The 21,272-nt window shown below is 67.9% G+C and carries 18 protein-coding genes and 1 tRNA gene; 9 read left to right on the top strand and 10 right to left on the bottom strand.

Annotated features, from left to right (window positions below; genetic code table 11):
* Nucleotides 1-82 precede the first annotated feature (82 nt).
* Entirely contained in the window at nt 83-2,878 is a 2,796-nt protein-coding gene (locus tag AC5P8F_RS06020) for a TonB-dependent receptor (RefSeq protein ID WP_014647941.1), read from the top strand.
* A gap of 167 nt (nt 2,879-3,045) precedes the next feature.
* The gene (gene arcD / locus AC5P8F_RS06015) at nt 3,046-4,467 is read left to right on the top strand and encodes an arginine-ornithine antiporter (protein ID WP_049442504.1); all 1,422 of its coding nucleotides are present in this window, start codon (nt 3,046-3,048) and stop codon (nt 4,465-4,467) included.
* A 49-nt stretch (nt 4,468-4,516) separates the two neighbouring features.
* Here the strand turns inward: arcD and AC5P8F_RS06010 are convergent, their stop codons facing one another.
* The 9 genes from AC5P8F_RS06010 to AC5P8F_RS05970 form a co-directional block, all read right to left on the bottom strand.
* On the bottom strand, nt 4,517-5,482 hold the full coding sequence (locus AC5P8F_RS06010) for an alpha/beta hydrolase (protein WP_495227734.1): 966 nt from the start codon (nt 5,480-5,482) through the stop codon (nt 4,517-4,519).
* A gap of 77 nt (nt 5,483-5,559) precedes the next feature.
* Nucleotides 5,560-5,636: transfer RNA gene (locus tag AC5P8F_RS06005), tRNA-Asn, on the bottom strand.
* A 22-nt stretch (nt 5,637-5,658) separates the two neighbouring features.
* On the bottom strand, nt 5,659-6,129 hold the full coding sequence (rlmH, locus tag AC5P8F_RS06000) for a 23S rRNA (pseudouridine(1915)-N(3))-methyltransferase RlmH (protein WP_014647944.1): 471 nt from the start codon (nt 6,127-6,129) through the stop codon (nt 5,659-5,661).
* A 66-nt stretch (nt 6,130-6,195) separates the two neighbouring features.
* Nucleotides 6,196-6,606 (bottom strand): ribosome silencing factor, encoded by a 411-nt coding sequence (gene rsfS / locus AC5P8F_RS05995; protein ID WP_005418109.1) that lies wholly within the window; start codon nt 6,604-6,606, stop codon nt 6,196-6,198.
* A 58-nt stretch (nt 6,607-6,664) separates the two neighbouring features.
* On the bottom strand, nt 6,665-7,330 hold the full coding sequence (nadD, locus tag AC5P8F_RS05990) for a nicotinate-nucleotide adenylyltransferase (protein WP_014647945.1): 666 nt from the start codon (nt 7,328-7,330) through the stop codon (nt 6,665-6,667).
* Between the two features lie 3 nt (nt 7,331-7,333).
* Nucleotides 7,334-8,371, bottom strand: a complete 1,038-nt coding sequence (gene holA, locus AC5P8F_RS05985; protein WP_032961944.1) for a DNA polymerase III subunit delta — start codon at nt 8,369-8,371, stop codon at nt 7,334-7,336.
* Nucleotides 8,372-8,383: 12 nt separating this feature from the next.
* Entirely contained in the window at nt 8,384-8,959 is a 576-nt protein-coding gene (locus AC5P8F_RS05980) for an LPS-assembly lipoprotein LptE (RefSeq protein WP_041863673.1), read from the bottom strand.
* 137 nt (nt 8,960-9,096) lie between these two features.
* Nucleotides 9,097-11,739, bottom strand: coding sequence for a leucine--tRNA ligase (gene leuS / locus AC5P8F_RS05975; protein ID WP_049442503.1), 2,643 nt, complete (start codon nt 11,737-11,739; stop codon nt 9,097-9,099).
* A gap of 105 nt (nt 11,740-11,844) precedes the next feature.
* Nucleotides 11,845-12,444: a DUF998 domain-containing protein gene (locus AC5P8F_RS05970; RefSeq protein ID WP_046431876.1), complete on the bottom strand. Its 600-nt coding sequence runs from the start codon at nt 12,442-12,444 to the stop codon at nt 11,845-11,847.
* A gap of 323 nt (nt 12,445-12,767) precedes the next feature.
* Between AC5P8F_RS05970 and trxA the strand changes: the two genes are divergently transcribed.
* From trxA to AC5P8F_RS05945, 5 genes are all read left to right on the top strand, one after another.
* Entirely contained in the window at nt 12,768-13,625 is an 858-nt protein-coding gene (gene trxA, locus AC5P8F_RS05965; protein WP_014038035.1) for a thioredoxin, read from the top strand.
* 107 nt (nt 13,626-13,732) lie between these two features.
* Nucleotides 13,733-15,433 (top strand): FecR family protein, encoded by a 1,701-nt coding sequence (locus AC5P8F_RS05960; protein ID WP_032961938.1) that lies wholly within the window; start codon nt 13,733-13,735, stop codon nt 15,431-15,433.
* The gene (locus AC5P8F_RS05955; RefSeq protein ID WP_495227731.1) at nt 15,430-17,055 is read left to right on the top strand and encodes a CHASE2 domain-containing protein; all 1,626 of its coding nucleotides are present in this window, start codon (nt 15,430-15,432) and stop codon (nt 17,053-17,055) included. Before AC5P8F_RS05960 ends, AC5P8F_RS05955 begins: the two co-directional genes overlap by 4 nt.
* Before the next feature lie 67 nt (nt 17,056-17,122).
* On the top strand, nt 17,123-17,575 hold the full coding sequence (locus AC5P8F_RS05950; protein ID WP_014647953.1) for a DUF4442 domain-containing protein: 453 nt from the start codon (nt 17,123-17,125) through the stop codon (nt 17,573-17,575).
* A gap of 47 nt (nt 17,576-17,622) precedes the next feature.
* The gene (locus AC5P8F_RS05945; RefSeq protein WP_111206954.1) at nt 17,623-18,339 is read left to right on the top strand and encodes a hypothetical protein; all 717 of its coding nucleotides are present in this window, start codon (nt 17,623-17,625) and stop codon (nt 18,337-18,339) included.
* 8 nt (nt 18,340-18,347) lie between these two features.
* On the opposite strand, the gene AC5P8F_RS05940 is transcribed toward AC5P8F_RS05945, so the two are convergent.
* Complete coding sequence (locus AC5P8F_RS05940; RefSeq protein WP_049419039.1) at nt 18,348-19,664, bottom strand: hypothetical protein; 1,317 nt, start codon at nt 19,662-19,664, stop codon at nt 18,348-18,350.
* Between the two features lie 76 nt (nt 19,665-19,740).
* On the opposite strand from AC5P8F_RS05940, the gene AC5P8F_RS05935 reads away from it, so the two are divergent.
* Both AC5P8F_RS05935 and AC5P8F_RS05930 read left to right on the top strand, forming a co-directional pair.
* Complete coding sequence (locus tag AC5P8F_RS05935; protein ID WP_495227729.1) at nt 19,741-20,424, top strand: DUF502 domain-containing protein; 684 nt, start codon at nt 19,741-19,743, stop codon at nt 20,422-20,424.
* On the top strand, nt 20,421-21,206 hold the full coding sequence (locus tag AC5P8F_RS05930) for a queuosine precursor transporter (protein ID WP_014038042.1): 786 nt from the start codon (nt 20,421-20,423) through the stop codon (nt 21,204-21,206). Before AC5P8F_RS05935 ends, AC5P8F_RS05930 begins: the two co-directional genes overlap by 4 nt.
* Nucleotides 21,207-21,272: the final 66 nt, after the last annotated feature.

The following is a 21,272-nucleotide window of genomic DNA, read 5'->3' as shown; positions in this document are numbered from 1 at the left end:
GCAGGAAACCTAGATTGGCGCGTCCCGGTATCGATCCGGCGACAGCCCTCAACGCTACGGTTTTCCAGTTAGGAGAGAAGCTGTGAAACACCCGATCCAACGGCCCGCCAGCCGCCGCCGCAGCACCCTGGCATCGTCCATCACCCACATCCTCACCGGCGGCGCCCTGCTGCTGGCCGGCGCCGTCGCTTCCTCCTCCGCCTTCGCGCAGGAAAAGGCCACCAACCTCGACCGCATCACGGTCACCGGCTCCAACATCCCGCGCACCAACACCGAGACACCGTCGCCGGTGCAGGTGGTGACCCGCCAGGAAATCGACCGCACCGGCAAGACCTCGCTGGCCGAGTACCTGCAGACCATCACCGCCGATGGCGCCGGCTCGATTCCCAAGACCTTCGGCAACGGTTTCGCCGGCGGTGGTGCCGGCATTTCGCTGCGCGGCCTGGGCGCCGGCTCGACGCTGGTACTGTTGAACGGCCGCCGCATGGCCACCTATGGCCTGGCCGATGACGGACAGAAGGTCTTCACCGACCTCAGCACCATTCCGCTCGATGCCGTCGAGCGCGTGGAAGTCCTGAAGGACGGCGCTTCGGCGATCTACGGCTCCGATGCCATCGCCGGCGTGGTCAACATCATCCTGCGCAGCGACTTCCAGGGCGCCATCCTGCGTGGCTCCTACGGCCTGTCCGGTGACAGCGATGGCGACGCCCGGAAGGCAACCCTGACCGCCGGTACCGGCGACCTGGCCACCGATGGCTGGAACGCCTTCTTCAGCCTGGACGTTGGCAAGACCGACGCGATCAAGATCAGCGACCGCAAGAACCGCAAGTGGATCGGTACCGGTGACACCCGCCCGTGGGGCTATGACAAGACCGCCCAGTTCCTCGGCGGTGCCTACACCCGTGGTGGCACCTCCGGCGGTTCCGGCCCGAACGGCTCCTACCTCGACGCCACCGGCCATCTGGTGCCGCTGCCGGGTTGCGCCGGCCTGACCACCATCGGTGGGCAGACCCCGGCCAGCATCGCCGCCGATGGCTGCCTGTGGGATCCGGCGCAGCAGTACCGCGACCTGATTCCGGAAGAGAAGTACGTCAACGTGTTCGGTCGCGCCAGCTTCGCCTTCGGTGAAGGCGGCGAGATCTACACCGAGATCGGCTACTCGAAGAAGGAAACCATCTTCAGCAACACCCCGTCCGGCGTGTCGGGCGGCTGGGGCTATCCGGGCGGCCCGGTCAATGCCAACAGTGGCCCCGGTGCCACCGTGCTGGGCCCGAACCATCCCGACAACCCGACCCCGGGCACGGCGCGCCGCGTGCGTTACTCGGCCTGGGATGTCGGCCCGCGCGTGACCGACAACACCAATGAGTTCAACCGCTTCCTGGTCGGCATCAAGGGCAACTGGGGCGACTGGAGCTACGACACCGCCTACCTGCACTCGGGCACCGACCTGACCAACAAGCGCACCGGCTTCCTGCGCTACAGCGCCGTCCAGTGTGCACTGGGCAATGCCAACTGCGCCGGTGGCGTGTGGCGTATCGGTGATGATGCCGGCAAGAACTCGCAGGCGCTGTACGACTACATCTCGCCCACGATCAGCGCCCGCGCCAAGTCCAGCCTGGACATGTTCGACTTCACCGTCTCGCGCAGCCTGATGGACCTGAAGGGTGGTCCGCTGGGCCTGGCGATCGGTACCGAGTGGCGCAAGACCAGCAACAGCCTGACCCCGCAGACCTACACCGACCAGGGCGACATCATCGGCCTGGGCTACTCGGCCTATGACGGCACCCAGAACGTCTACGCCGGCTACGTCGAACTGTCGGCACCGGTGCTGGAACAGCTGGAACTGTCCGGCGCCCTGCGTTACGACAAGTACGAAAGCGGCGAAGGCAAGGCTACGCCGAAGCTGGGCGTGAAGTGGACCCCGGCCGACTGGATCGCCCTGCGCGCCAGCTACGCCGAAGGTTTCCGCGCGCCGAACCCGGCCGAGAACGGTGACGGTGGCCTGGCCGCCTTCTCCACTGCGGTCGACCCGGTGCGTTGCCAGATCAGCGGCGGCGCTGCCAGCGAATGTGGCGCCAATTCGGTGGCGATCATCACCAAGCCGAACAAGCTGCTGAAGCCGGAAGAGTCCAAGAGCTACTCGGTCGGCATCGTGCTGCAGCCGACTTCGACCACCTCGATGACCGTCGATGCCTGGCAGATCAAGCGTACCAACGAGATCGTGCAGGGCAGCACGGCGGCGGCGATCCTGGCCGGCAACGTGCTGCGCGACAGCAACAATCTCAATGGCGTGGCCAACAGCGGCACCATCCTGGCGGTCAACACCGGCTACGTGAATGCCAGCTCGTCGCGCGTGCGCGGTATCGATACCGATATCCGCCAGACCTTCGAGATCGGCCCGGGCCAGCTGGAGCTGGACCTGCAGTGGAGCCACATCCTGAAGTTCGAGCGCACCGAAGGCGGCGACACGGTTGATTACGTGGGTACCCACGGCAACTGCGACGTCACCAACTGCATCGGTACGCCGAAGGACAAGGTCAACTTCGGCACCACCTGGAAGCAGGGCCCGTGGAGCGTCAGCGGCATCGTCAACTACATCAGCAAGATGGACAACATCGACAGCCGTGGTGGCAGCTACCTGGCCTTCTACGCTGACGGTACGCCGGTGAAGAAGATCTCTTCGTTCACCACGATGGACCTGTCCGGTCGCTGGAGCATCAACGACTCGTTCGAACTCAACGCCTCGGTGGCCAACGTGTTCGACCGCATCGCCCCGCTCGATCCGACCACCTACGGCGCGGTGAACTACAACCCGATGCACTTCTCCGGTGCGCTGGGCCGTTACTACACCGTCGGCTTCAAGTACACGTTCAAGTAAGACCGGTTGCAGCGTCACCTTCGAAGGCCCGGGCCGTTGCCCGGGCCTTCGTCGTTTTCACGCGGGCCGGTTCCTGCAGGCTGGCTCTTGCCTGCTGACTCTTGCGGACATGTTCACGAGGACATGGCTACCGTATGCTCGCGGCATTCGCGCCGCAGGGGATCTCCATGGCCGCGACATCGCAACGGCTGGGCCTGCCCGCGTTGACTGCACTGGTAGTCGGCTCGATGATCGGCGCCGGCATCTTTTCACTGCCGCAGAACGTCGCGCGCAGCGCCGGCCCGGCCGCCGCCTTGATCGGCTGGGCGGTCAGTGGCGCCGGCATGCTGATGCTGGCCTTCGTGTTCCAGGCCCTGGCCAATCGTCGCCCCGACCTGGATACCGGCATCTACGCCTATGCGCGCGAAGGCTTCGGCAACTACATCGGCTTCTCCGCGGCGTGGGGCTACTGGGTGGCGTCGGTGCTCGGCAACGCCAGCTTCTTCGTACTGATCTTCAGTGGCCTCGGCCACTTCGTGCCGGTCTTCGGTGAAGGCAATACACCCGCCGCCGTAGCCGCTTCATCACTGCTGCTGTGGACCGTGCACCTGCTGGTGCTGCGCGGCCTGCGCACGGCCGCCATCGTCAACGGCCTGGTGACGGTGGCCAAGCTGCTGCCCATCGCGTTGTTCCTGATCCTGGCGGCGGGCGCGTTCCGCATGGACGTGTTCCGCGCCGATTTCCTCGGTACGCCCGCACTCGGCGACCTCGGCCAGCAGTTGCGCGGCATGATGCTGGTGACCGTGTGGGTGTTCATCGGCATCGAAGGGGCCAGCATCTATTCGCGGCGTGCCGCGCGCCGTGCCGACGTCGGCCGTGCCACGGTGATCGGTTTCCTCGGGGTCTGGCTGCTGCTGGTACTGGTCAGCCTGCTGTCGATGGGCGTGCTGTCGCAGGCCGAGCTTGCCGGGCTGCCCAACCCGTCGATGGCCTACGTGCTGCGCGCCATCGTCGGCGAATGGGGCGCGACGGTGATCATCATCGGTTCGATCGTCTCCGTGCTCGGCGCATTGCTGGCCTGGGTGCTGCTGTGCGCCGAAGTGCTGTATGCCGCCGCCGGTGATGGCACCATGCCGGCCTTCCTCGGCCGCGAGAACGCGCGTGGCGTGCCGGCCAATGCACTGTGGTTGAGCAATGGCCTGATCCAGTTGTTCCTGCTGATGGTGCTGGTCAGTTCGGGCAGCTACACCGGGCTGGTGCTGCTCGCTGCGTCGATGAGCCTGGTGCCCTACTTCCTGTCCACCGCGTTCGGCGTGCAGCTGGCCTGGCGCGGGCAGGCCTACGCCGGCGAACCAGGCGTGCGCTGGCGCGATTTCGGGGTCGCACTGCTGGCCAGCGCCTATGCGCTGTGGCTGGTGTATGCCGGCGGCCTGGACAACCTGCTGCTGTCGGTACTGCTGTACGTGCCCGGCGTGGTGTTGTTCGCTTTGACCCGGCGCCAGCGCGGCGAGCGGGTATTCACGCGCTGGGAGTGGGTACTGTTCGGCGCGATCCTGGCGGTGGCGATCGCCACGCTGGTGGCCTTCTGCAGAGGTGAGCTGGCACTGTAGAGCCGAGCCCGCGCTCGGCTTCACACAGGCAGCCGAGCATGGCTCGGCTCTACAACTGGCGATCCGCCAGCATGCCGATATCCTGCATCCAGCGCTCGGCCAGCTGCGGCCACGCCGCGACCGGTGCATCCTTCATGCGCAGCCCGAATGCGTGGCCGCCGCGTGCAAACAGATGCATTTCCACCGGCGCGCCCGCGTCCGCCAAGGCACGGTAATAGGCCAGCGATTCGCGCACGTCATCGGTGCGATCGTCGGTGGCCTGCGCGATGAACGTCGGCGGCACCTTGTCATCCACGGTGATGTCCCTGACCAGCGACAATCCCTTCCCGTGCCCTGCCCGCAGGTGCCCGGAATACATCACCATCGCGAAATCGGGACGGCTGGGTTGCTCATCCGCAGCATCGACCGGCGCGTAGCTGCGCAGCGCGTGCGTGCTCAGTCCCGCCACCACGTGACCACCGGCGGAAAAGCCGATCGCCCCGATCCGCTTGGGATTGATTGACCAGCGCTCGGCCTGTGCGCGCAGCAGGCCCATTGCACGCTGTGCATCCTGCAGGGCCATCGGCACTTTCGGAATGTCGCGGCAGTTGCACTCGGGGTCCCAGTTCGGGCCAGAGGCTGGCACCCGGTACTTCAGCAATGCACAGGTGATGCCCTGTGCGGTCAGCCAGCCGCAGATCTCGCTGCCTTCCAGGTCCATCGCCAGCACCCGATAGCCTCCGCCAGGCACCACCATCACTGCGGTGCCGGTGGCCGGTCCCTTCGGTGGAAACACGGTGAGGGTCGGCGCAGCGACGTTCTGCAGCATCATCCAGTGTTCGCCACTGGCTTCGGAGATCACTTCGCTGACCTGCTCGGGCCCCTTCAACTTCGGCGGCGCGATCACCGTGCCCTGCGGCCACAACGGAAGCTCGGTGGTGCCCTGTGGCGGATGCCAGGTGGAAGGCGCGGCCTTCGTTGTGGCGAACGGCACCATCGCCAGCAGCAGGAAGCTCGAGTACAGCAGCACGCGCATGATCGGCATCCATGGTTGCAGCAGCAGAGTGTAGCGACAAAAAAAAACCTGCATCTTGCGATGCAGGTTTCTCAAGGTGGCGCCCGAAGTTGGACTCGAACCAACGACCCCCTGATTAACAGTCAAGTGCTCTAACCGGCTGAGCTATTCGGGCAGACGACTAGTATAACCACTCTTCACGCGCGATGGTAGGGGTGATTGGCAATCATTGCGGCGGCCCGATACAGCTGCTCGGCCACCACCAGGCGCACCAGCATGTGCGGCAGCGTCAGCGGTCCGATCGACCACTTCTCATCGGCCAGCGCGGACACCTCCGGCGAATGCCCTTCCGGGCCACCAATCAGGAACGCCAGGTCGCGGCCCTGCCCGCGCCAATGCTCCAGGCGCTGTGCCAGCTGTTCGGAACTCAGCTGTCGTCCTGGCACATCCAGTGCCACCACATAGGCGTTCTTCGGCAGCGCAGCGATGACCCGCTTGCCTTCCTCTTCAGTGGCGCGGCGCGGATCACGTCCCTTGCCGCGCAAGCCGGGCTCGATTTCCACCAGCTCGAACGGCAGCCAGTGCGACAGCCGCTTCTGGTACTCGGCGAAGCCCTGCGCGACCCAGCTGGGCGCGCGTTCACCGGTGGCGATCAGGCGGGCTTTCATCTACACGGTCCTCCAAAACGTCGACGGCGCCATCGGCGCCGTCGAAGGGATGCATCAACGTGCGGCTCAGGCCACTTCGTCGTCGCTGGACGGCGGCTGGTCGCCAACGGTCCACAGGCGCTCGAGGGCGTAGAACTCACGCACGCGCGGCAGCATCACGTGGACGATCACGTCGCCCAGATCGACCAGCACCCACTCGGCTTCGCGCTCGCCTTCAACACCCAGCGGCATCACGTCGATGTTCTTGGCGAAGCGCACGACTTCATCGGCGATCGACTTGACGTGGCGGGTCGAGGTGCCCGAAACGACGATCATGTAGTCGGCAACGCTGGACCGGCCGCGCACGTCGATCTCGACCAGGTCCTTGGCCTTCAGGTCTTCGGTGGCTTGGCGGACGCTGGCCAGCAGTTCCGGCACGGACGGCGGCGGGCTGGGCAGATCGACCTTGATGGTCTGGGGCTGGGTCTGGTTGCTCAAAGTGGATCGACTCGATAAACGTGGGGGCGATTATACGGGGATGGCACGGCGGCGCCATTCACGCTGTGGCCGGGCGGTACAGCCCGTGTGCAGCGACGTAGTCCGCGACGGCCGGCGGCAGCAGGGCGCGCCAGGGGCCACCGGCGGCGATCTGCGAGCGCACGGCGCTGGCCGATTCCTCGCGCAGCGGGTGGTGCAGGCGCAGGATGCGTCCGGCCGGGCTGGCGAACAGGGCCTGTTCGTTGTCGGCCCAGCGCCCCTGCAGGGCACGCCCCAGTTCACCGTCGATCGACGCCTGCAGCGGGCTGCCCGGCCGCTCGGCCACCACGAAGTGGGCCAGCCCGAACAGGGCCTCCCATTCGTGCCAGCCGGACAGGCCCAGCAGGCTGTCGGCGCCCACCAGCCAGGCCAATGGCCGGCTTGGGCCCAGCTCGCCACGCAGCTCGCGCAGGGTATCGACGGTGTAGGACGGACGACCGGGATAGCGCGTGGCACGGTCCAGTTCACGACGGTCCAGCAGCAGGCCCGGTTCGTCGCCGATGGCCAGCGACAACATGGTGCAGCGCTGCTCGGCGGTAGCGCCGGGCACCGCACGGTGCGGCGGATCGCCTGCCGGCAACATGCGCACGGCCACCTGCAGTTCGTCCCGGGCGGCTCGCGCGATTGCCAGATGCCCCAGGTGCACCGGATCGAAGGTGCCCCCGTAATAGATCCGCAGGCTCATCGCTCAGGCCCGCGCCAGCAGGCGCACGGCACGCGGTTCGGCCACGGCCACCAGCAGGCGCTCCAGCGCCAGCCAGGCATCGCCGTCGGCCCTCCCCTTGGCGATGCGGTCGACCAGCCCGGCTTCGGCCACGAAGCGTTCCCAGCGCTTGCCTTCCGGGTGCCGCTGCAGCGCGCGCTTGTAGGGCGCCTGCCGTGATTCCCAGATGCCACGCGATTTCATTTCGGCGGCCAGGTTGCCGCCACGGGCCTGCACACGGGCCAGGCCGGCACCGGCCAGCAGTTCACGGATCACGATCGGCATCAGTGCGGCCACCGCTTCGCCTTCGCCGCGCAGGCCAGCCAGCATGCGCAGCACGGCCGGCGGCTGGCCGGAGAACGTCGCCTCCACCAGCCGGAACACGTCGTAGCGGGCAGCGTCAGCCACCAGCGATTCCATCCGCTCCACATCCAGCGGCTGGCCATCGGCCAACAGCGCCAGCTTGTCGATTTCCTGGGCGGCGGCCAGCAGGTTGCCCTCCACCCGCTCGGCCAGGCGTTGCACGGCGGCCGGGTCGGCACGCAGGCCCTTGCCGCGCAGGCGGCGCTCGATCCAGTCCGGCAGTTCGTGCGGCTTGATCGCCCAGGCCACCGACAGCACGCCGATGCGGCTGACCGCCTCGGCCCACTTGCCCTGATGGGCCTTGCTCCATTCATTGGCGGTGATCATCAGCACCACGTCCGGCGCCGGATTGGCGCAGAACTGGCTGATCACTTCGGCGCCGTCCTTGCCGGGCTTGCCGCTGGGCAGGCGCACCTCGACCAGGCGGCGGGCGCTGAACAGGCTGGGCGCATTGAAGCTGGCGTCGAGCTGGTTCCAGTCGAAATCCCGCCCGTCGGCGTCGAACACTTCGCGTTCGCCGATGCCGGAGGCGCGCGCGCGCGCGCGGACGGCATCTGCCGCCTCCAGCACGCGCAGGGTTTCCGGGCCTGCGATCAGGTACACCGGCGCCAACGGGGTGTCAGCGCCCTGGCTGGCCAGCTGCTCCGGACGCAGTTCCATCGTCGCTGCCGCTCAGTGCTTGGCGTCGGCGGCCGGCACCGCACCCTCGATCGGCTTGGCCTTCGGCGCGGACAGGCTGCCGCCCTTCTCGATCTCGGCGCGGACCACGCTGTCGATACGGCGGATGATCGAGGCGGACATTTCCCGGCGCAGCTCCGTGGCCAGGATTTCGCGTTCGGTGGTGGTACCGGTGGCGTCGGTCGGCGGCGACACATAGTCGCGCGACAGTTCGATCACCTGCTGCGGCACCAGTTCGCTGCCATCCTCGCGACGGAAGATGAAGATCACCGCGTAGCGCAGGCTGTATTCCTGTGCGCGGCCCTGCGAGTCGATGGCGATCGGCAGGTCACCCCAGCGCTCGGACAGCACCTGCAGCTGGGCGTTGGGTCCCTTGCTGTCCTCATCGGCCAGCTTGGCACCGGAGGCCAGCAGGCTGCGGTTGAGCAGCTTGACCAGTTCACTGTACGGGGCGGTGGAGACCACCTTCACCGGGGCAGTGTCGGTCGGCAGCATCAGCTTGTTGCGCAGATGGAAACCGCAGCCGGCGAGGCCGAGGACAAGAACGAGGGCAAGCAGGATTCGGGTCATGGAGACAGTCTGGCGGAGCCGGGCGATCACGGCAACACACAGCGTGCCCGAAGCCGCGTGAATGCAGGGCCATCAGGCGCCCGGCCCTGCTTATGGAATGGCACCGGCCACCGCGCGGGTGACCGGTGCCGGGGACATCAGGCAGCGACGATGTTCACGATCTTGCCCGGGACGATGATGATCTTGCGCACCGTCAGGCCTTCCATGAACCTGGCCGCGTTGGGCTCGGCCAGGGCCAGCGCCTCGACCTGCTCGCGCGCGGCATCGGCCGCCACCTCGATGGTGCCACGCAGCTTGCCGTTGACCTGCACCGCCAGGGTCAGCGCATCGCGCACCAGCGCGCTGCTGTCGGCCTGCGGGAACGGCTGGTCTTCCAGCAGCGTCTCGCCATGACCCAGCACCTGCCACAGGGCGTGGCTGGCATGCGGGGTGATCGGGTTGAGCAGCAGCACGATCGCCTGCAGCGCTTCCTGGCGCACCGCGCGGCCCTGCTCGCTGCCATCCTCGAACTTGGCCAGCGCGTTCATCAGCTCCATCACCGCAGCGATCGCGGTATTGAAGCTGTGGCGGCGGCCATAGTCGTCACCGACCTTGCCGATGGTTTCATGGGTCTTGCGGCGCAGCGCCTTCTGGTTGGCATCCAGCGCCGCGATATCCAGTGCCGGGGCGGCACCGTCGGCAGCGTGCTTCTGCACCTGGGCCCAGAGGCGGCGCAGGAAGCGGGCCATGCCGTCCACGCCGGCTTCGTTCCACTCCAGCGACTGTTCCGGCGGTGCGGCGAACATCGAGAACAGGCGCACGGTATCGGCGCCGTACTTGCCGACCATCGCCTGCGGGTCCACGCCGTTGTTCTTCGACTTGGACATCTTCTCGGTACCACCGACCACCACCGGCTGGCCGTCGGCGATCAGGGTGGCGCCGGTGATGCGGCCGCGCTCGTCGCGCTGCACTTCCACGTCGGCCGGGTTGATCCAGTCCTTCGAGCCGTCCGGGTTCGGGCGGTAATAGGTTTCGGCGATCACCATGCCCTGGCACAGCAGGTTGCGCGCCGGTTCGTTGCTGTCCACCATCCGCGCGTCGCGCAGCAGCTTGTGGTAGAAGCGGAAATACATCAGGTGCAGGATCGCGTGCTCGATGCCACCGATGTACTGGTCCACCGGCAGCCAGTAGTTGCCGCGCTTGTCGACCGCATCACGGGCACCCGGCGAGGTGTAGCGGGCGTAGTACCAGCTCGACTCCATGAAGGTGTCGAAGGTGTCGGTCTCGCGCTCGGCCGCGCCGCCGCAATCCGGGCAGGTGGTCTTGCGCCATTCCGGGTCGGTCTTGATCGGCGAGCCGGTACCGGCGAAGGCCACGTCTTCCGGCAGCACCACCGGCAGCTGCTCTTCCGGCACCGGCACCGCGCCGCACTTGGCGCAGTAGATCACCGGAATCGGGCAGCCCCAGTAGCGCTGGCGGCTCACGCCCCAGTCGCGCAGGCGGTAGTTGACGCGGCGCTGGCCCTGGGCCTTGCGCTCGAAACGTTCGGCCAGGGCTTCAAAGGCGCCCTGGAAATCCAGGCCGTCGAACTCGGCCGAGTTCACCAGCTCGAAGGCACGGCTCTTGTCGCTGTACCAGTCCTGCCAGCGGCTACCGTCCCAGTTGCGCTCCTCTTCGGTGCGCGCATCCTTCAGCGCGATCACCTGCTTGATCGGCAGGCCGTACTTGTTGGCCACTTCGTTGTCGCGCTGGTCATGGCCCGGAACGGCCATCACCGCGCCGGTGCCGTAGCCCATCAGCACGAAGTTGGCGACCCACACCGGCACCGGCTCGCCGGTGACCGGATGCAGCGCGCGCAGGCCGGTGTCCATGCCGCGCTTTTCCTGGGTTTCCAGTTCAGCCTCGGACACGCCACCCTGCTTCAGGTCGGCCAGCATCGCCGCCAGCTCCGGGTTGTTCTTCGCCGCATGCAGCGCCAGCGGGTGCTCGGCGGCGATCGACACGAAGGTCACGCCCATCACCGTGTCCGGGCGGGTGGTGAACACGCGCAGCGGGTCCAGCGCGCTGCCATCGACATCGCGCACATCGAACTGGATCTCCAGGCCCTCGGAACGGCCGATCCAGTTGCGCTGCATGGTCTTGACCGATTCCGGCCAGCCGTCCAGCTCGTCCAGGCCGTCCAGCAGTTCCTGGGCGTAGTCGGTGATGCGCAGGAACCATTGCGGGATCTCGCGCTTCTCCACCAGCGCACCGGAGCGCCAGCCGCGGCCGTCGATGACCTGCTCGTTGGCCAGCACGGTCTGGTCGACCGGGTCCCAGTTCACCACCGCGTTGCGGCGGTAGGCCAGGCCCTTGCGCATCAGGCGGGTGAACATGCGCTGCTCGTGGACGTAATAGTCCGGACGGCAGGTGGCGAACTCGCGCGACCAGTCGATGGCATAGCCCAGCGACTTCAGCTGGCTGCGCATGTGGTCGATGTTCTTGTAGGTCCACGCCGCCGGCGCGGTCTTGTTCTTGATCGCAGCGTTTTCCGCCGGCAGGCCGAACGCGTCCCAGCCCATCGGCTGCAGCACGTTGTGGCCGGTCATGCGCTTGTAGCGGCTGATCACGTCGCCGATCGTGTAATTGCGCACGTGGCCCATGTGCAGCGCACCGGACGGGTACGGAAGCATCGACAGGCAGTAGTACTTCGGCTTGTCCGAAGTCTCGTCGACCTCGAAGGCACGGGTGGCGTCCCAGTACTGCTGGGCGGCGGATTCAACCTGCTGCGGGTCGTAGGCGTTGGTTTCAGCGCTGGTCATGGAACACGCGGATGCGGCGGCAAAGCGGTACAGCGTACCGCAGTGCGGCAAATGGCTCCAATCCTGCCTGCCGGACGCCGGCGCCGCGGCGCTCGGGGAGGCGTCTCAGCGCGGACGCGACAGCGGCAGGGCCGCCGCCAGCCAGACCAGCCAGCAGGCGAACGCGAGCCGTTGTGCCATCGGCGCCGGCAGTGTGCCCTGCAGGGCGAACGCCGCCAGCGCGGCCAGCACGCCGCAGCCCAGGGCCACTGCGCCCGAGGCCCGGCCATGCGCCTGGCGCAGATGGGACACGCCCAGCAGCACGGTGCCGGCGACGAAACCCAGCACCCAGATCATCCAGGCGCTGGCATGCAGCTGGCTGGCGGGCCCATGCAGGTCATCCACGTCCAGTGGCAGCAGCCCCATCGCGGCAAAGGCCAGACCGGCCAGCAGCAGCATCTGGCTGCCGACCCGTGGCGCCCAGCCAGCAGTGGCCGGCAGACTGCGGCGCAGGCGTTCAGCCACCGCCACCGCCAGCACGCCGGGCAGCACGAAACCCAGCAGATTGAAGGCCAGCGCATGCGGTACACCGCGCGCACCCAGCAGCGCCACCGGGTGGCGAGCCTGGGCATAGCCGTCCAGGCCGGCACCGAAGCCGGCCACGGCCAGGACGAATACGACTGCCGCAAGCAGCCCCAACCAACGATCAAGCCGGACCACGGACATTGCGCGCAATCACCTGGAAAGGAATGGACCACGGCATTGTCGCGGTAGCTGCGCGATGCGCCAAGCGCGGCGCATTCCAGAGCACTTCAATATCCGCCTGCTGCGCCTACCGTGATGCTCGAGGCATGGCAGTTCCGCCCTGTCGCAAGCGCGCCTCCCCATCGAAGCCTGTCGCCTCCGGCTAGTGGGTGATCCACACGCTGCACTGCGCCCCTGCCGGCCCGCCAGCACCACTCGAGGGCGTACTCCGTGATGGCAGGGTTGAGACCGACATCGATCGTCACCATAGAATCGGTCTCCAGATGCCAAGCGATGCCTCCCCCATGACCGAGACGACCTACGTATTCGACGCCACCACTGCGACCTTCGAGGCCGAAGTCCTGCAGAAGTCGCTGCAGACGCCGGTGCTGGTCGACTTCTGGGCCACCTGGTGCGGGCCGTGCAAGACCCTGGGCCCGATGCTGGAAAAGCTGGCTGCCGAGTACAACGGCGCTTTCGAGCTGGCCAAGGTCGATGTCGACAAGGAACAGCAGATCGCGGCAGCCTTCCAGATCCGCTCGGTGCCCACCGTGTTCCTGGTCAAGGGCGGCCAGCTGGTGGACGGCTTCCCCGGCGCCATTCCGGAAGGCCAGCTGCGTGAATTCCTGGCCCAGCACGGCATCGTGCCGGCCGATGTCGGCGATGCCGCCCCTGAAGATGACGCCCCGCTGGACCCGCAGGCGCAGGTAGACGTACTGCGCGCGCAGATCGCCGCCGAGCCGGACAAGGATGAGCTGAAGCTCGACCTGGCCCTGGCCCTGCTGCAGATCGGCGGCGTGGACGAGGCCGGTACCCTGATCGACGGCCTGCCGGCCAATCTGGCCACCGACGACCGCGCCGTGCGCGCCCGTGCCCGCCTGGCCTTCGCCGCTGCGCTGAAGGATGCTCCGGCGGCCGAGGTGCTGGAGGCCCGCATCGCCGCTGATGGCAAGGATCTCAAGGCCCGCCACCTGCGCGGCGTGCAGCTGCTGCTGGGCGGGCATGACGAGGCCGCCCTGGCGCAGTTCCTGGAAATGCTGCGGATCGACCGTGGATTCGAGGAGGGCCTGCCACGCAAAGCCTTGATCGACGCCTTCAATGTGATCTCCGACGAGGACCTGGTGGGCCAGTACCGCCGCAGGATGGCGTCGCTGCTGTTCTGAACGGAAGCCCGCTCCGTTCAGAATCCCTGCACTGAACGCGGGCAATAATGCGCGCGCTGGCGGCCTTGCGGTCGCCACGATCCGTTCGGGGGGATGAGGTCGGGGCCATGGGGTCTTGCAGCTGCACCCCCGCATTGCCGGGATTGCAAACTGTGACCGTCGTCCGCTCTCTGTCGTTCGCCATGCGTTTAACGGGCGCCCTGCTCTGCGCCCTCCTCCTGCCGCCTGCCATCGCCGGCGCCCAGGACTGGAACTACCGGGTCCGGCCCGGCGACACCCTGTGGGACCTGGGTGGGCTGTACCTGAAACCCTCGGTACGCTGGCAGCAGCTGCAGCAGCACAACCGCATCGACAACCCCTACCAGTTGCCGCCGGGCCAGCTGCTGCGCTTCCCGATCAGCTGGCTGCGCACCGAACCGGCGCCGGCCCGGGTGCTGTCGGTGCGCGGCAAGGTCGAGCTGTCCGGTGCCGATGGCACGGCGACCCGTGCGCTCCAGGCCGGCGAGCAGCTGCATATCGGTGACACCGTGGAAACCGAGGGCGATTCCAGCATCACGCTGGAATTTGCCGATGCCTCGCGCCTGCAGCTGCGCGAATACTCGCGCCTGCGCCTGGACCAGCTCAGCCGCTATGGCCACACCGGCATGGTCGACACCCGCCTGCGCCTGCAGCAGGGGCGCGCCAGCAACCGGGTGACGCCGGCGCGCGGCCCGGCCTCGCGCTACATCATCGATGCACCCACCGCGACCAGCAGCGTGCGCGGCACGGTGTTCCGGGTCAGCGCCGGGGATACCGGGCACGTCGGCGCCACCGAGGTCCTGCAGGGCAAGGTGCAGGTCGGCAACCCCCATGGCCAGCGCTTGGTGCGGCCGGGGCAGTCCACCCGCAGCAGCAGCGCCGATGCGGCCCCCGCCGCGGTCTCGGCCCTGCTGCCGGCGCCGGCGCTGCGCAATGACGCGCTGCGCCTGGCGCCGCTGCCGACCCTGCTTGCCTGGGAACCGGTCACTGGCGCCGATCACTACCGGGTGGAAGTGGTGCAGGCGGCAACGCCGGAGATCCTGCTGTTCGCCACCACCACCGCCGACACCCGGTTAGCGATCGGCGACCTGCCGCCCGGCCAGCTGCGCCTCCTGTTGCGCGCGGTCGACGCACAGGGCGTCGAAGGCCTGGATGCGAGCGCCGATTTCGAGCTCAGTGACCAGCCACCGCCGCCGCTGACCGTATCGCCGCTGCATGGGCAGACGATCAACAGCGACCGCCCGCGCTTCCGCTGGAGCCAGGCCCCCGGTGCACGCAGCAGCGTGCTGCAGATCGCCGCCGAACCCAGCTTCCGGCAGCCACTGCAGGAGCAGGCTACCCATGCGACCGACCTGCGCCTGGCGCAACCGCTGCCGCCCGGACAGTACTACTGGCGCGTGGCCTCGCGCGATGCCGAAGGCCACCAGGGCCGCTATGGCCAGGCGCTGCCGCTGCAGCTGAGCAACGAGCCGGTGGACCCGGCACTGCAACCGCCCGAGGCCGCGCACGGCGAGCTCACCCTGCGCTGGCAGGCCGGCAGCGAAGGCCAGCGCTACCGGGTGCAGGTGGATCGCCGCGGTGACTTCAAGGCCCCATTGATTGATGAAACCGTGGCCCAGCCGCAGGTGAGCTTCAAGCGCCCGTGGAGCGGCACGCTGCACGTGCGCGTGCAGTACATCGACGATGACGGCCACGCCGGCGAGTTCTCTCCTGCCCAGCAGATCCCGTTGCCATGCCGCCTGTGCTACGGCGCCGGTGGCGGTGCACTGCTGCTCTGGTTGTTGTTGTGAGGCGCTCGCCGCTGCCATGGTCGAAGCGGATCCTGCTGGCCCTGCTGGCCGGCGTGCTGACCATCGTGGCCAGCCAGGGCCAATGGCTGTGGCGGCAGGACGAGGCGGCCTATGACGCACTGGTCGGCAACTGGGACTACCGCCCCGACCCCAGCGTGCTGATCGTGGCCATCGACGAAGGCAGCCTGCAGCGTATCGGCCAGTGGCCCTGGCCGCGCTCGGTGCATGCCCGCCTGCTGGACCGCCTGACCGATGCCGGCGCCGAACGCGTTGCGCTGGACCTGATGCTGTCCGAACCCGACCGTCGCGACAGCCGCCAGGATGATGAGCTGGCGGCCGCGATCCGACGCAACGGCCGGGTGGTGCTGCCGGTGCTGGCGGCACCGGCGGCCGGCGACCGCATGGCCGAGGAAATGCTGCCGATCCCGCAGATCGCCGCCAGTGCCGCCGCGATCGGCCACACCGATGTCGAGGTGGATGGGGACGGCGTCGCCCGCGGCGTCTATCTGCACGCCGGTATCGGACGGCCGCACTGGCCGGCACTGGGCCTGGCACTGGCCGACCTGCCGGCGGGTGCGGTACGCGGCCTGCCCGACCCCGACCCGGAGCTGGGCTCGCCCTATCAATGGCGTCGCGATGATTACGTGCGCGTGCGCTACGCCGGCCCGCCCGAGCGGCTGCCGCAGGTGTCCTATGCGGACGTGCTCGATGGGCACGTGGATGGAGCGATGCTGCATGGCCGCCGCATCGTGGTCGGGATGACGGCCAGCGGCATCGCGCCTCGCCTGCTGACCCCGACCACCCGCGAGTTCTGGATGAGCGGCAGCGAGTACCAGGCCAACATCACCTCGATGCTGCTGCAGCACAAGCAGATCGACGTGCTGCCGCACGCCTGGCAGCACGCCATCAGTGGCGTGCTGGTGGCGCTGTGCGTGATCCTGCTCGGCCTGCGCCTGCCGTGGCTGGTCGCGCTGTGTTCGCTGCCGATGCCGCCGCTGCTGAGCTGGCTGCTGCTGCGCACCGGTGACCTGTGGTGGGCACCGGCCAGCGCGATGCTGGGCGTGGTGCTGGCACTGCTGGTCTGGGCGGTGTGGCGGATCTCGGCCTGGCACCGCCTGGCCAACCGCGATGCCCTCACCGGCCTGGGCAACCGCCTGCGCTTCGAGCAGTCACTGCAGCAGGAATGCGACGCCGCGCGGCGCAGTGGCAAGCCATTGAGCCTGGCGCTGATCGACGTCGACCACTTCAAGCGCCACAACGACCGCCATGGCCACCAGGTCGGTGACCGCGTGCTGCGTGATGTCGCCCGCCTGATCGGCGCCCATGCGCGCCGCCCGCGCGACATGGCGGCGCGCTACGGTGGCGACGAATTCGCACTGGTGCTGCCGGATACGCCGGCCGAGGGCGCGCGCCGGGTGATCGAGGACCTGATTGCCTGCGTGCGTGCACTGCCGGCGCCGGGCGATGGCAGCGATGACGGCGTCACGCTCACCATCGGGGTATTCACCCGCGTGCCCGACGGTGACCTGCAACCGCACCATTTCGTGGAAGGCGCCGACACCGCCCTGTACCAGGCCAAGGCCAACGGCCGCGACGGGTTCATGATCGACGGCGGGACGTGACTCCCGGGGTGCAACATACGCATGCGAATGGTTAGACTGGGCACCTCGCCTCGCGCCCCGGACCCGCATGAACGCCCGCCTGTTCCGCTTCGGCATCAACCTCTGGCCGCCGTTCCTGTTCACCGGCATCCACGTCACCCGGATCACGCCCGATTACCGGCAGATCGACGTGGCACTGCGACTGCGGCCGTGGAACCGCAATTACGTGGGCACGCATTTCGGCGGCAGCCTGTTCGCGATGACCGATCCATTCTGGATGCTGGGCCTGCTGCACATCCTCGGCCGTGACTATTACGTGTGGGACCGGGCCGGTGCGATCGATTTCCTCAAGCCTGGCCGGGGCACGGTGCGCACTTCGTTCCGCATCGATGATGCACTGCTGGCCGAACTGCGTGCCGAAGCGGCCGGCGGCGAAAAGGTGCTGCGCTGGTTCAGCAACGATGTCGTCGACGAAAGCGGCGAAGTGGTCGCCCAGGTACGCAAGCAGGTGTACCTGCGGTTGAAGCCGCACGCACGCTGATCCAGCACGCGCGCGCTATCCTCGGCCTCCCTGCCATGGAGGCTCCGATGCGCCCGTATGCGCTTGCCACACTGCTGACCCTGCTGTCCTTCACCACCCACGCCCTCGACCTGCCACCGGTGCAGTATCCGACGCTGCCGGCCCAGGCGGCCAATGCCGCCGGTTTCGTCCCCCAGGGCTGGGCACTTGAATCGAGCGTCGAAGGCGATCTCGACCAGGATGGCCGCGCGGACCTGGTGCTGGTGCTGCGTCAGCAGGCGCCACGCAACGTCATCGAGCACGATGGCTTGGGTCCCTCGCCGTACGACAGCAACCCGCGCATTCTCGCCGTGGCGTGGTCGCGCCCGTCCGGCTATGTGCTGGCGGTGCAGGACCACCAGCTGATACCACGCCCGGACAATCCGGTGATGAGCGACCCGCTCGAAGACGGCGGCGTCAGCATCCAGCGGGGCACCCTGAAGGTCGCACTGTTTTCATTCGCCAGCGCGGGCAGCTGGTCAATGGGCACGACCGCCTTTACCTTCCGTTGGCAGGACGATGCCTTTGCGCTGATCGGCTACGACCAGAATTCGGTGATGCGCAATTCCGGGCAGACCGAGTCGGTGAGCGTGAACTTCTCCACCGGCAGGGTAAAGCGGAGCGAAGGCAGCATCGAGGACGACAAGGACAGCGTGCACTGGGAGCCCCTGCACAGCCGCCGCCGCTGGACGCTGCAGACCATCGGTGATGGCTGGGCATTCGATCCGCTGGCGGGCAGCGACTGAGACGCTGCTCAATCGCGCGCAGCAGCGGCCGGGGCGTTCTCCATCACCAGCGGCACCGACAGCCATGGGCTCTCGTCGGTGCTGCGCGACGGTGAACGCCGCGGCACCTGCAGACGGCGGCCATCGGCCGACAGCTGCGGTGCCCGCACCGGCGAGCGGAACTGCGCAGGCAGGCGCTGCAGCGCATCCACCGGATCCTGCGCCTGCTGCCGCAGCCAGCGCTGCGCGCCGATCAGCCGCACCATCGCGGCGGCATCCTGGGTCCGTGACGAATAGGCCGGATAGACCGGGCGGGCAATATCGGTCAGCACGCACCCCAGGATGTTCGACAGGCAGCCAAAGTCATGCTGCGGCGGTGCCGGCACCGGCAGCGGGCGATCCGCTTCCAGCGCCGCCATCGCCGCCGCGCCGCAGGCCCAGCCCAGATTGCCCGCCGCGCGCGCCAGGGTGCTGCTGCGATCCAGGACCAGCACCCCGCCGAATTCCTGCGCCGAAGTTTCGATCGCAGCCCGGCTCATCGCGTACTCACCCTGCATCGCACGGCACAGGCTCTGTTCGGCGGCCAGCATCGGCTGCATTGCCTGATCGCATTCCGCTGGCAACGGATGGTCGGCCGGCAGTTCGACCAGCATGTCGGCCAGCAGTTGGGCATTGGCCTGCACCAGGCTGGCACCGATGATGCTCTCCACCAGGTAACTGCCGCCCGTCACCAGCCGCCGGCCCAGCTGAAGCCCCCTGCAACTGCCACGCAGCGCACCGTCGATATCGCCCTGCACATAGGCCAGCGCGCGTGCGCTGGTGGCATCGATCATCAGGCCATAGGTCGGCATCGGCACCAGGATGCCGTCGCCCTTGGGCCGGAATGGCGACACGAAGTGGTCCGCATCGGCCAGCTGGTCCAGGCGCGCATGCAGCTGCTGGTGGCCAGCGTGGGCATCGACGAAGCGCTGCGGGTCGGCGCGCACCTGGCCCAGGCAGTCACTGGCGGTCGGCCCGCAGCTGGCCGCCGGTCGTGATCGCAGCGCGTCATGGTCCTCCGCCAGCTGCGGTCCGGCGCCGCCATTGCCGCGCGGATCGGCCTCCCAACGCTGCACGTCGCGGGCCAGGGCCTGTTCGCGCTGGCGCGCGTCCAGATCGTCGAACGCGAGCGTCCACAGCAGCGCAAAACCGTTGTGGCCGTGGACAGGCAGGCGGGCCTGCAGGCGCTGCTGGGCCTGTCGCCGCGATTCCGGCACCGGCCACATGCGCGAGGCGCACCACACCACGATGGCCAGCACCAGAAGGCCTGCCAGGGTCCAACCCAGTCCGCGCAGAATCTTCAACACAGCTTCCCTTCCATGTGCCGTTGCCGCAGTCGATTGCCCAGCGTAATCGAGCGGCCGTGACCGCTACAATGCGCACATGTCGCTCGAAGCCCCCGCCCTGGTCCCCCGCCCCTCCCTGCAGGGCCTGTTCCTGACCGGCCTGCTGACCCTGCTGCCGATCTGGCTGACCTGGGTCGTGGTCAAGTTCGTGTTCGTGCTGCTGTCGGGCATTTCCAGCCCGTTGGTGGTGCCACTTTCCGAGCAGATCGCGACAAGCTTTCCGCACTACCTCGGCTGGGTCCGGGCCGAGTGGATCCAGAACACCATCGCCCTCCTGGCCACCCTGCTGGTGATCCTGGCGGTGGGCGTGGCCAGCCGCCGCGTGCTGGGCCAGCGCCTGCTGCGCTGGGTCGGCGCGGTCATCAAGCGCATTCCGCTGGCCAGCATCATCTACGACAGCGCCAAGAAGCTGCTGGACATGCTGCAGACCGAACCGGGCAGCACCCAGCGCGTGGTGCTGATCGACTTTCCGCACCGCGACATGAAGTCGGTCGGGCTGGTCACCCGCGTGATCAAGGAACACGGCACCGACCGTGAACTGGCCGCGGTGTACGTGCCCACCACGCCGAACCCGACTTCGGGTTACCTGGAAATCGTGCCGGTGGAACTGCTGACCCCGACCGACTGGACCGTCGACCAGGCCATGAGCTTCATCATTTCCGGCGGCGCCGTCGCGCCGTCCAGCGTTCCGTTCACGCGCGCCGGCGATCGCAGCGAATGACCGCGGCGCCGATCGAGCGCCCGTTGCAGGACCGCGCGGTCCTGCTGTTCATCGTGCTGGCTGCGTTCTTCTGCGGCAATGCGGTGCTGGCCGAACTGATCGGAGTGAAGATCTTCGCGCTGGAAGACACCCTCGGCATCGATCCGCTGAACTGGAACCTGTTCGGCCAGACTGGTTCGCTCAGCTTCACCGCCGGCACCCTGCTATGGCCGGTGGTGTTCATCATGACCGACACCATCAACGAGTTCTTCGGCAAGCGCGGCGTGCGCTTCATCTCGTGGCTGGCCGTGGTCCTGATCGCCTATGGCTTCCTGTTCGCCTTCGCGGCGATCTCGCTGGCGCCGGCCAGCTGGTGGGTCACCTCCATGGACGGGCACGGCGTGCCGGACTACCAGGCCGCATTCGCAGCGGTGTTCGGCCAGGGCATGTGGACCATCGCCGGTTCACTGGTGGCCTTCCTGCTCGGCCAGCTGATCGACGTGGCGGTGTTCCATCGCATCCGCCAGGCCACCGGCGAGCGCCACGTGTGGCTGCGTGCGACCGGGTCCACCGCGATCTCGCAGGTGGTGGACAGCTTCGTGGTGATCTGGATCGCCTTCGTGCTCGGCCCGCAGCACTGGCCGACCTCGCTGTTCCTGGCCGTCAGCAGCGTCAACTACATCTACAAGATGGGCTTTGCAATTGCCCTGATTCCGCTGCTGTACCTGATGCGGCGTGCGATCACCCGCTATCTGGGCGCAGACAGGGCCGCTGCGCTGCGCGCGGCGGCGGCGGCTGACTGAAGCCCCAGCGGCGGCAAGCTGACTGCGCCTTCACGCTGGCCGTACGCGGCCGGATCGTGCAAGCTC

It is taken from the genome of Stenotrophomonas sp. YJH_SMC_69 (assembly GCF_059370495.1).
The sequence above is the reverse complement of the archived record's forward strand: the minus strand, read 5'-3'. Positions and strand labels throughout refer to the sequence as shown.

Excerpts from the sequence above, each read along its gene's own strand:
- AC5P8F_RS05935 (WP_495227729.1), top strand. The coding sequence starts at position 19,741 with ATGTCGCTCGAAGCCCCCGCCCTGGTCCCCCGCCCCTCCCTGCAGGGC.
- holA (WP_032961944.1), bottom strand. The coding sequence starts at position 8,371 with ATGGAACTGCGTCCGGAGCAGCTGGCCAGCCAGGGCGCTGACACCCCG.
- trxA (WP_014038035.1), top strand. The coding sequence starts at position 12,768 with ATGACCGAGACGACCTACGTATTCGACGCCACCACTGCGACCTTCGAG.
- nadD (WP_014647945.1), bottom strand. The coding sequence starts at position 7,330 with ATGAGCCTGCGGATCTATTACGGGGGCACCTTCGATCCGGTGCACCTG.
- leuS (WP_049442503.1), bottom strand. The coding sequence starts at position 11,739 with ATGACCAGCGCTGAAACCAACGCCTACGACCCGCAGCAGGTTGAATCC.
- rlmH (WP_014647944.1), bottom strand. The coding sequence starts at position 6,129 with ATGAAAGCCCGCCTGATCGCCACCGGTGAACGCGCGCCCAGCTGGGTC.
- AC5P8F_RS06010 (WP_495227734.1), bottom strand. The coding sequence starts at position 5,482 with ATGCGCGTGCTGCTGTACTCGAGCTTCCTGCTGCTGGCGATGGTGCCG.
- AC5P8F_RS05980 (WP_041863673.1), bottom strand. The coding sequence starts at position 8,959 with ATGACCCGAATCCTGCTTGCCCTCGTTCTTGTCCTCGGCCTCGCCGGC.
- AC5P8F_RS05960 (WP_032961938.1), top strand. The coding sequence starts at position 13,733 with ATGGGGTCTTGCAGCTGCACCCCCGCATTGCCGGGATTGCAAACTGTG.
- arcD (WP_049442504.1), top strand. The coding sequence starts at position 3,046 with ATGGCCGCGACATCGCAACGGCTGGGCCTGCCCGCGTTGACTGCACTG.
- AC5P8F_RS05930 (WP_014038042.1), top strand. The coding sequence starts at position 20,421 with ATGACCGCGGCGCCGATCGAGCGCCCGTTGCAGGACCGCGCGGTCCTG.
- AC5P8F_RS05970 (WP_046431876.1), bottom strand. The coding sequence starts at position 12,444 with ATGTCCGTGGTCCGGCTTGATCGTTGGTTGGGGCTGCTTGCGGCAGTC.
- AC5P8F_RS05945 (WP_111206954.1), top strand. The coding sequence starts at position 17,623 with ATGCGCCCGTATGCGCTTGCCACACTGCTGACCCTGCTGTCCTTCACC.
- AC5P8F_RS05950 (WP_014647953.1), top strand. The coding sequence starts at position 17,123 with ATGAACGCCCGCCTGTTCCGCTTCGGCATCAACCTCTGGCCGCCGTTC.